Source organism: Ruthenibacterium intestinale (genome assembly GCF_040096265.1).
Lineage (GTDB): Bacteria > Bacillota > Clostridia > Oscillospirales > Ruminococcaceae > Ruthenibacterium > Ruthenibacterium komagatae.
Genome location: NZ_JBBMFA010000100.1, coordinates 30,615 through 40,181 on the forward strand (window position 1 = coordinate 30,615; position 9,567 = coordinate 40,181).

10 protein-coding genes are annotated in these 9,567 nt (G+C 53.0%); 2 read left to right on the forward strand and 8 right to left on the reverse strand.

Annotated elements, in window-relative coordinates:
- Positions 1-4: 4 nt before the first annotated feature.
- From WMO24_RS11145 to WMO24_RS11175, 7 genes are all read right to left on the reverse strand, one after another.
- Positions 5-1,477 (reverse strand): MBOAT family O-acyltransferase, encoded by a 1,473-nt coding sequence (locus tag WMO24_RS11145; protein WP_349216515.1) that lies wholly within the window; start codon positions 1,475-1,477, stop codon positions 5-7.
- A gap of 126 nt (positions 1,478-1,603) precedes the next feature.
- Positions 1,604-2,560, reverse strand: coding sequence for a glycosyltransferase (locus tag WMO24_RS11150; protein ID WP_349216516.1), 957 nt, complete (start codon positions 2,558-2,560; stop codon positions 1,604-1,606).
- Positions 2,561-2,562: 2 nt separating this feature from the next.
- Complete coding sequence (locus WMO24_RS11155) at positions 2,563-3,678, reverse strand: FAD-dependent oxidoreductase (RefSeq protein ID WP_349216517.1); 1,116 nt, start codon at positions 3,676-3,678, stop codon at positions 2,563-2,565.
- A complete protein-coding gene (locus tag WMO24_RS11160) occupies positions 3,675-4,493 on the reverse strand; it encodes a glycosyltransferase family 2 protein (RefSeq protein WP_353963951.1) in 819 nt (272 codons plus the stop codon). The genes WMO24_RS11155 and WMO24_RS11160 overlap by 4 nt, the downstream gene beginning before the upstream one ends.
- The gene (locus WMO24_RS11165) at positions 4,490-5,284 is read right to left on the reverse strand and encodes a sugar phosphate isomerase/epimerase family protein (protein WP_349216518.1); all 795 of its coding nucleotides are present in this window, start codon (positions 5,282-5,284) and stop codon (positions 4,490-4,492) included. The genes WMO24_RS11160 and WMO24_RS11165 overlap by 4 nt, the downstream gene beginning before the upstream one ends.
- Before the next feature lie 24 nt (positions 5,285-5,308).
- Positions 5,309-6,232: a sugar nucleotide-binding protein gene (locus WMO24_RS11170; RefSeq protein ID WP_349216519.1), complete on the reverse strand. Its 924-nt coding sequence runs from the start codon at positions 6,230-6,232 to the stop codon at positions 5,309-5,311.
- A gap of 105 nt (positions 6,233-6,337) precedes the next feature.
- Positions 6,338-7,150, reverse strand: a complete 813-nt coding sequence (locus tag WMO24_RS11175; RefSeq protein ID WP_349216520.1) for a tRNA nucleotidyltransferase/poly(A) polymerase family protein — start codon at positions 7,148-7,150, stop codon at positions 6,338-6,340.
- Between the two features lie 119 nt (positions 7,151-7,269).
- Here WMO24_RS11175 and murC point away from each other — a divergent pair, with 119 nt between their 5' ends.
- Positions 7,270-8,646, forward strand: a complete 1,377-nt coding sequence (murC, locus tag WMO24_RS11180) for a UDP-N-acetylmuramate--L-alanine ligase (protein WP_349216521.1) — start codon at positions 7,270-7,272, stop codon at positions 8,644-8,646.
- Here murC and WMO24_RS11185 read toward each other — a convergent pair.
- Complete coding sequence (locus WMO24_RS11185; protein WP_349216522.1) at positions 8,643-8,765, reverse strand: hypothetical protein; 123 nt, start codon at positions 8,763-8,765, stop codon at positions 8,643-8,645. The two genes, murC and WMO24_RS11185, sit on opposite strands and share 4 nt — an antisense overlap.
- Positions 8,766-8,775: 10 nt before the next feature.
- Between WMO24_RS11185 and WMO24_RS11190 the strand changes: the two genes are divergently transcribed.
- Positions 8,776-9,423, forward strand: a complete 648-nt coding sequence (locus WMO24_RS11190) for a class I SAM-dependent methyltransferase (RefSeq protein ID WP_349216523.1) — start codon at positions 8,776-8,778, stop codon at positions 9,421-9,423.
- Positions 9,424-9,567 lie beyond the last annotated feature (144 nt).

The following is a 9,567-nucleotide window of genomic DNA, read 5'->3' on the forward strand; positions in this document are numbered from 1 at the left end:
TCCGTTAGAACTGAAAGTAAATAAAGGATGATGTGCCCAGTTTGCCCCAGAAAGCCAGCGCCAGCAAAAGCAAATAGTAAATCGCCATCTTTTGTGCAAACGGCCGCCGGCAGATCCAGGCGCCCATGCTGCATCCTTCTTTTTCTGCGCGCCACTCTCCCCATTCCACCATGAGGACACCAATCAGCACAGGAACCCCCGTTGCATAACCTACGCCCATGTTCCGCAGCCCGTTCAGGACCGCCATCGGATGGAATAAATCCGTCCATCCGGTTGCAAGGCGGCTGTAAAACCACAGCGCCTGCGTCAGGTTTTCTGCGCGGAAAAACACAATGCAGCTTGTGAACAGCAGGTAGACGATTCCGATTTGGCAGAGCGCTTTCAGCCATGCCCAGCGATAAAGCGGATTGCGGCGCGCCAGCACCGCCCGCCGGTTCCCGCTTGCTCTTCCCAAGACCATATAAACCCCATTCAAGAGGCCCCAGATTGCAAAGTTCAAGCCGGTGCCGTGCCAGATGCCGCTCACCAGAAAAATCAGCAGAATGTTCAGGTATGTGCGAATCGTTCCCTTTCGGCTTCCGCCCAATGGGAAATAAAGATACTGACGGAACCAGCTGGTTAAACTAATATGCCAGCGCCGCCACAAATCGCTGAAACTGTGAGCAGCAAACGGCCGGCGGAAGTTCTCGATCACATCAAACCCAAACAGGCGCGCCATGCCGATCGCGATGTCGGAATAACCAGAAAAGTCGCAATACAGCTGGTAAGAATAAAACAGCGCTGCCAGCAGCAGATACGGCCCTGTGTGAACTGTGACATCCAAAAACACTCGGTTCACGACAACTGCCAGTGTATCCGCGACCACAAATTTTTTGAAAAAGCCCCACAGAATGCGCGATGCGCCCTGGCAAAAGACATCGTACTGAAAAGGTGCCGGTCTGTCAAACTGCGGCAGAAGCCCTGTGCTGCGCTCCACCGGGCCGGAAGACACCAGCGGAAAAAAGCTTGCGAACAGCGCCAGCTTCACAAAGTTTCGCTCCGGCTCCCGTTTTCTCTGATAAACATCAATCAAATATCCGGACAGAACAAACGTATAAAAGCTGATGCCCAAAGGAACCGCGAGGCCGTAATCCGGCGGGATATAAGCGGAACCCAAATTGGACGCAGCAATGGCCAGCTGGCGACCGAACCAGTCATAATACTTAAAAAAGCAGAGATTCCCTAAAAGCATAACCAGCCCTAAAACCAGCATTGTGGTCTGAACTGCTTTTGTTTTGGCACAGCCGATCACATCCGCGACAACATAGGAAATGGCGGAAACAACCACAAGCAACACAAAGTAAGCGGTTCCCGCACACGAATAGAAAAACCAGCTTGCCAAAAGCAAAAACAGATTTTTCCACCGTTTGGGTACAGCATAATAGAGAAACAAGCAAACGATCAGAAACACAAAAAAGCGCGCTGATTGAAAGCTCATTGCCTTCCCCCTTCCCCAGACACGGACCCCTTCACTTCCCCGGTCTGGCCGCACATAATAAAAATATTATACCGAAAAAGAAGAATCTGTGCAACAAGTCCTGTTTTTCGGTCGAAACGCATCAAATCAAGCGTCGCTCTGTTCTTTTTGAATCTTTTCGATTCCCTCTACCAAATAGCGCTGATGCTTAAAGACCAGATCCACCAACAGCGTCAGATAGCGCAGCACAACCGCCAGAATGAGGAACACACCGAAAAAGCCCAGCGTCAGCACCAGCATGGTGGTCGTCCAGCCCTCGATGGGTTTTCCGCCGCCAAGATAAATCACCAGCGTATAGACAAACTCCAAAAGCGTCGCCAGCAGCATCAACCCCGCGATTCCACAGGAAAGTCGATACCCCGCATTGGTATACAGCACCAGAGAATCCGCCGCAAGCGAAAAGCGCAGGGCTTCGTTGACGTCCCGCGTGTGGGGAATTCTTTCATCCCGCATGGAATACGCTTTCAAACCGCACGCCGCATAGGCTGCCTTTCGATAAGCCGGAGTGGGTGAAACTGCACGCACCCGATTGACCGCGCGCCGGCTCAGCACCCGGAACACATCGGTCTGGATCGGATAACGCGAACCGGAACTGGCATTGAACACACGGTAAAACAAACTGCTTGAAAAGCTGCGGTTTTTGACCGGTCCCACCGTGACGATATCATATCCTGTCAGCGCCTTTTGGTAAGCCTGAAAAATCAGTTCCGGTTCATAGTCGATCTCCAGAGAATCGAATTCAAAGACAAAATCCCCTACGGAAATATCCACGCCCGCATTCATGCCCAGCTCCATTCCCTGCCAGACACTCATGGTCACAATCGTCACCGGAACATTCTGGGAAGCGCGGCTCACAAAGGCGCGCACCTGTTCCACACTGTCATCCCGGCAGCAATCATCCACCAGAATCACTTCATAGTGATCGAAATGGCGTTGCATCACACCGGTCACTTTCTCCAGAAACTTCTGCACAAAAGCACTGCTGTCATGCAAATAGCCGACCACCGAAACAAAATTGGATTCTTTTCTCTGCGTATTCTCCATGTTTACAATACCTCGTCCAAATCATAAACCGTATTGATTTTTCCCGACAACACGCTCACAAATGTAGGCGTTTGTTCCATCACGCGCACAACGGTGGGCCTTGAGTCATCGATCTCGCTGGCCTTCAGAATCGGCTTCATGCTGAACAGGCTCTTCCTGTAAGAAAAGCCGTACGTTTCCTTCAGATAAGCGCGCGCCAGCTGGCTCATGTAGGGCCAGGCCGAAGCCGGTCTCTCCGGGCACTGATTGCAGTTGGCCAAACTGCCAGGTCGGCACGCCCCTTCACTGGATGCCTGACACGCAAACGTCGGCAGAGCACTGTAGCTGGTCATATGCGGAGTGAACGTCACACTGGTCAGGCTGTGCAGGCCTGTTTTTCCAAAGGGCATAATGGAAAAGAACGGGCCGTCCATCACCGTAATGCCCACGTTTTGCAGCGGCGCCTGCACATCGCACAAAATGATCTCACACAATTCATACTTGATCTTGAAGGGTTCATAGCCCATCAGAGTATGCACATCATTCACACCCGCATAGGTGGCGTTCAAAAGATACGGTGTCTCCCAAACGGTGCCGTCGGAAGCAGTTACCTGCCAGATGTCCCCGCCCTTTTCAATGTGCTCCGGTTTTGAAGAAAAGCGCAGCTGTACATTTTCCAGCGCAGAAAGCTGTTCAAGATAATACTGTTTCAAAATCTGCGCGTCATAAGTATACTCACGGGTTAAAAAAGCTCCATCGCACATACCGGGCTGAAAGAATTTTTCCGCAGAGACCTCTTCACAAAAAATCCCGGCTGCACGGCAAAAGCGTCGAAATTCATCTGCATTTGTCCAACTGAAATGCGCACTGGTGGCATAAATCTGCTGAAACTCCGTATGTTCACAAAAGGAAAAATCCCGATGAAAGCGCTCAAAATAATGCGCGGACTTGATGGCGGTGGAATAACTGCGCGGGTAGTGGTACCCCATATGCACCCTTGCCTGATTGATGTAAGTGGCACGCATGAACGGCGCCGGGTCGCGTTCCAGCACGACCACCTGTTCGCCGCGGCGGCCGCATCTTTCCGCTGCGTACAGACCGTAAAGCCCCGCGCCTAAAATGACCTTATCACATTTCATTTCCGCCGTTTCTCCTCGTTTCCGGGGACGTAAGCGCCCCGAAGATTCGCAAACAAAATCTTTAAAAGTTCCGTATTGCCCCGCATTCCCTTGATTTTGGTAGGCGTTTTACCGGTTTTGGGGTACACGCGAGCCACCGGCACTTCGCACGCTTTCAAGCCCAGCTGTGAAGCGCGCACGGAAAGATACGCCAGCAGTTCATAACCTGAAAAGATATCCCGCAGGGGCTGCACTTCCGGGTGAATCAAATAGCGGCGGGAATAAGCCCGAAAAGCGTTGGTCGTATCCGTAAAGTGCTGCCGGGCAGTCAGGCTGATCACCGGCGCATGGATCAGGCGAACCGCCAGCCAGCGCTGCCAGGGCGTATTGACCGCCCGGCCGCCTTTCACAAAGCGGCTTCCCTGCACAAAATCATATCCATCGCGCAATTTTTGGATCAGAAGAGGAATGCTTTCCACGGAATCCTTATTGTTTCCGTCTACGGTGATCACTCCCTCATACCCGCGTGCAAGCGCAAAGGAAATCCCCATCCGCAGCTGTGCTCCCTGTTTGCCGGGCCCGGTTTTTACCAGCAGCGTATTGACGCCTGCTTTTTTCAGTTTTTCCCATTCCGTGCTGCCGTCGGTGGAACCGCCGTCGCACAAGATGATATCCGCCAGATCCGGAACGCCCGCTTTCTGCGCGCGGATCAATTCCGCCTGAATGCGCTCGCCCTCATTGATGACCGGAATCAGCACACAGTACGACGAAGTCCTGCCTGAAAATTCTTCTTTCCGGTATGCCGGTACTCCCGGCTGCGCCTCTACCTGTATCACGCAAATACCTCCGCCGTTTCTTTCAGTACTCGCTCCACCACCGAGAATTCCTGTGTTTTCATCTCTACTGAGACAAATCCTGCATACCCGGCGGCACGGAGTCCGCTCGCCAGTTCACGATGGACCTCTCGGACGCGGACCGGCGCAAGCCCCGGCTCGCTGATGTGAATATGGCTCACCTGTGCCAGATGATCAAACAGCAAGTCCAGCGACTCTCCATTGGTCAGCATGGTCCCCAGGTCATAGTTCATTTTCAAACCCGGCACGCAAGCCGCAAAATCCAGCGCCTGGGCCGTTGTATTGCAGAAATTGGTTCCGTAAACCGCCGGATTGGCCTCCAGCGCGATCCGCACGCCTTTCTGGCAGGCATACGCCGAAATCTGTGCAAAAAAATCCAGCACATCTTCCGGCCGGTTCTCTTCTGCCATTACGCGCTGGCGCGGATTGCCGAATACAAGGCTGGGACACCCCACCGCCACGGCAAAATCCACCGCCCGCCGGGTATATGCAGTAAGTCGTTCCGCCTGCTCCCCGTCAAAAATATTCCCGCTTTGTCCAAACCATATACTTTGCATGGACGGAATGCACAGGCCATACTGGTCGCGCAGCATCCGCGCTTTTTCGCCGGCCTGCACACATTTTGTGTAAGGCCGCGTTCCCACCAGCCGGGTGGGCGCGATTTCCAGTCCCTCATATCCCCATTGCCGCAAACTGCGCCAAACAGTCTCATCATCCCGGGCCTCAAACCCGATGTTGGACACAGCCAGATGAATTCTCTGTTTTTCGGACAAAACAATCTCTCCTTTGATCTTTGCTCAGCGGGTTTCCGAAACAAACTTCGCAATCTGCCGAAGCACTGTTTCGCGGTCATAGCAGTACCCGTCCGACCCATTCCACAAATCCGCATGTCTGCTGCGCATATCATAACGGGGCGGCGTCGGCGCGCATTCGTTGCAAAAAGCTTCGCCTGCACTTAAAAATGCATACAGCTGCGCAGCCTGAACCGGTTCGGTGCTCAGATTCAATAACGTGAGATCCTCTGCAAGCGCTTTGGAAAGGTCATTCCACAAGCAGCTCAAATCATAAAACTGATAATCAGCACGGCTGTCGGTAAAGCACAGCGCGTTAAAATCGTTTTGAATAAACCAGCCTTCCAGCGCATCCGCAAGTTCTCCCTGTGCGGTTTTGCGATAAAACCCATTTTGCGCAGGAACATATCCCTTTTGGACCAGTGCGCTTTTTTGGGAAAGCTCGTGATATTTTTCCGTCTTCAGCATCGCCGGCGTCCGGTGCAGAAAATCGTAGATAAAATTCTTTTTCAGTCCCTGCCCAAATAACCCCGGGAGACGAACGATCAGCGCATCCGGCCACTGCTCACGCACACACTGTTCCAATCTTGCGCGGTTGCGGCCGTAAGCCTGCTGCTGGTTGCAGTCAGCCGGCGTATCCTCGTCCACGGCATTCGGCTGCGCATAAACATCCACTGTGCTGATGAGCACCAGCTTGCGCGGATGGATCCGTTCCATATTGCGAACGGCGTTTTCCGCCACTTGCCAATCCTGCTCGGGGTCTTTGTTTGCCAAATACTTTGCAGCCGGCATTCCCGCATAGACCAGCAGATCCGGCGAAGTGCCAAATGCACACTCCACATCCGTTGAATGATACAATCCGTCGAAGGAATGTCTGGCCGCAAGATTACCGCCCACGAAGCCCGTGCAGCCCACCAATGCCGTTTTCAAAGCAGATGCCTCCAGAGAAAAGATTTTGTTCATTATAACATGTCGAAAAAGCGGTTGCAAACAAGCCGCAAAAAAGGAAGGCGGACAGCCGCCTTCCCGAAAAAATCAGCGATATTGGTCTTTCAGTGTTCCTGCCAGCATCATCAGTGCCGGCTGTGTGTTGACGGACGGCGCCTTGATCACCGCATCCAAAAGGGCGCGCAGGACCCGGTTCATTTTTGCCGCAGGTACGCCGGACGCCAGCAGCTCCGCCGGGGTCACCGCCAAATGACGCACAAGATAAGGCTCACCCGTTTCACGCAGCTGTTCAAAAAGCTCCAGCTGGCCTTCCCAACGGGCGTCATGGAGAAGGAATGTTTGAACCGCCGCCTCATAATCAATTTCCGGCAGCGTGCTCAGAAGATATTTCAGCGCCTGGATGCTGTCCGGCAGCGTCCGGGTGGCAGCCAGCCGGTCCAGGCCGACCAGTGCTTCTGCAAAGCGCTGTGAAAAGCCAAACCGTTCGCAGACAAACCGATAATTGGCATTGCACATACGCAAAAAGGACCACCAGCGCGTCTCCATGGTGCAGGGCACCTGCTGCAGATCGCACAGGCAGGAAATGCTGTTTGCAATTCCGTAAGAGGCAAATGCCCCGGCCGCGATCAACGGATCCAGCGCCTGCGGCATGTCCGAGAGCAAAAGGCTCTGTACGCTTTCCCGCAAGACCGTACCCGGCAGGCGGTTCAGCAGAGAAACATTTTTCAATGCGGCCGCGTATGTTTCAATTTCCACGGTGCAGTTCCATGCCGCGCAGGCGGTGAACAGTTCCAGAATGCGGGACGGATCTTCCTGATAGAAACGATCCGGCGAGGGCGCCGTACAGCGCAGCACACCGTCCTCCAAAAGATAGTTCTGCCCGGGTCCCTCCGCAGTCATGCCGTCCAACTCCTTTAACTGGTTTTGTCTGATCTAAGTGCATTATACCAAAAATTTTCTCTAATTGTTTATTTTATGCAAAAAAAATTATATAATATCTGTTAAGAGGTGAATGACCGATGAACGCATTTGACAGCACATTGCTGGATGGCAAGACCAAACTTCATTTTGTTGGAATCGGCGGAAGCGGCATGTTTCCGCTGGTACAGATTCTTCACGAGGTCGGTTATGAGATCACCGGCTCTGACGTGAATGAAGGGGATATCATTGAGCGGGAACGCAAAATGGGCATTCCCATCTCCATGGGACACAAGGCGGAGAATGTTCACGGTGCAGAACTGGTGGTGTACAGCGCCGCCATCATGAAGGGGAACCCGGAGGTGGAAGAAGCACAGCGTCTGGGAATTCCTGCGGTAGAGCGCAGCATCATGCTGGGATATGTAGCCAATACTTATCCCCATCCTCTGTGCATCGCGGGCACCCACGGAAAAACCACCACCACCGCCATGACCACACAGATCATGGTGATGGCCGGCACCGACCCGGCTGCTGTAATCGGAGGAAAACTGCCGCTGATCGATGCTTACGGCCGGTACGGCGCGGGAAAAGAAATTGTGGTGGAAGCCTGTGAGTACAGCAACACCTTTTTGCATCTGGTGCCTTATTTATCCGTCATTCTGAATGTGGATGCAGATCACCTGGAATTTTTCAAAACCATGGAGAATCTGAAGGCATCTTTCCGCAAATTTGCCCTGCTGACCACCAATACGGTCGTGGCCAATATTGACGATGCCAACACGGTGGAAGTGATTGGAAGCATTGACCGCCATATCACCACCATCAGCACCCGTCAGCCGGCGGATTACCGTGCCATCAACATTCATGAATACCGCCCCTCTTTCTTCTGCTTTGATCTGGAAGTACACGGGGTCAAAGGAATTCATATTGAATTGAACGTACCGGGCGAACACAACGTTTACAACGCGCTTGCCGCCTTCGCCTGCGCCAGTGCTGCCGGCTGCACTCCCGAACAGTGCGCCGCGGGCATTGCCGCTTTCCGTGGGGCCGGACGCCGCTTTGAATTCCTGGGTGAAAACAACGGCGTGACCATTGCGGATGACTACGCGCATCATCCCACGGAGCTGGAGGCTACCCTGCTGGCTGCCCGTGAGATGCAGTACAAACATGTGTGGGCCGTTTTCCAACCCTTTACCTACACGCGCACGCAAATGCTGCTGGACGATTTTGCACGGGTCCTTTCCATTGCTGACCATGTGGTAATGACGGAAATCATGGGAAGCCGCGAACGCGCCGAGGATTACACCGTGCGCACCAAGGATCTGGCCGCTAAAATTCCGGGCAGCGTCTGGTTCAATACATTTGACGAAGTGGTGGACCACGTAATGCGAAACGCAGAACCCGGCGACCTCGTGATCACGCTGGGTTGTGGAGACATCTACAAAGCAGCCAAAAAGATGATGACCTGGAACGCCTAATCGTTTCGTACCGCCGCATCAGCCAGGGCGGTTTTCGCACACAGATTTCTCAGCGGCGGTTTGACATTTGTCAGGCCGCCGCCTTTTTCATCTTCAACAAAGGTTGTGACAAACAGCATGCTCGAAAAAATGAATGACTTTTTCAACAGTCGAATCGACGAATACGAGGAACACCAGCTAAATGCCATCGCCGGGGCCAGAGAGTTCTACCCTTTTACGGCCAAACAGCTGCCCATGCACCCGCACGCTCGTGTTCTGGACCTGGGCTGCGGGACCGGGCTGGAATTGAGGTATTACTTTCAGCTGAACCCCTCGGCCCGGATCACAGGCATTGATCTGGCAGACAAACTACTGCAGGCGTTGGCTGAAAAATATTCCGATAAGGACCTGACTTTTGTGCAAGGCTCCTATTTTGACATTTCCTTCGATGCCTGCTGCTATGACGCCGTTGTGTCCGTGGAGTCGCTTCATCATTTCACGCTGGAAGAAAAAATCCCCCTGTACACCAAAATTTTTGAGGCACTGATCCCCGGCGGCTTTTTTCTTCTGACCGACTATTTTGCGCAGACCGAAAGCGAGGAAATCGGCTTCCGGCAGGAACTGCTTCGGTTGAAGGCCGCACAGGGTATTTGTGACAGCGCATTTTATCATTACGACACTCCGCTGACGGTCGCCCATGAGATTCAGGCCTTGCAGGCCGCCGGTTTTTCCGAAATAGAAGTTCTCGGCCAGTGGAGCGCCACCCATGTAATCAAAGCGCAAAAAGACAGCGTTTGAAAGCTGTGATGCATTTTGTCAACAAAAAACAGAGCAGCGCGCAAGCGCTGCTCTGTTTTATTGTTTTGGTGAATTATACTATCAAGTGCAACACTTTAGGGAAATAAAAAGGAGTTCATACAGCCCCCTGTGGTAGAATGAAGT

Coding starts and splice junctions, on each gene's coding strand:
- WMO24_RS11145 (WP_349216515.1), bottom strand. CDS start 1,477: ATGAGCTTTCAATCAGCGCGCTTTTTTGTGTTTCTGATCGTTTGCTTG.
- WMO24_RS11150 (WP_349216516.1), bottom strand. CDS start 2,560: ATGGAGAATACGCAGAGAAAAGAATCCAATTTTGTTTCGGTGGTCGGC.
- WMO24_RS11155 (WP_349216517.1), bottom strand. CDS start 3,678: ATGAAATGTGATAAGGTCATTTTAGGCGCGGGGCTTTACGGTCTGTAC.
- WMO24_RS11175 (WP_349216520.1), bottom strand. CDS start 7,150: ATGACTGCGGAGGGACCCGGGCAGAACTATCTTTTGGAGGACGGTGTG.
- murC (WP_349216521.1), top strand. CDS start 7,270: ATGAACGCATTTGACAGCACATTGCTGGATGGCAAGACCAAACTTCAT.
- WMO24_RS11185 (WP_349216522.1), bottom strand. CDS start 8,765: ATGCTGTTTGTCACAACCTTTGTTGAAGATGAAAAAGGCGGCGGCCTG.
- WMO24_RS11190 (WP_349216523.1), top strand. CDS start 8,776: ATGAATGACTTTTTCAACAGTCGAATCGACGAATACGAGGAACACCAG.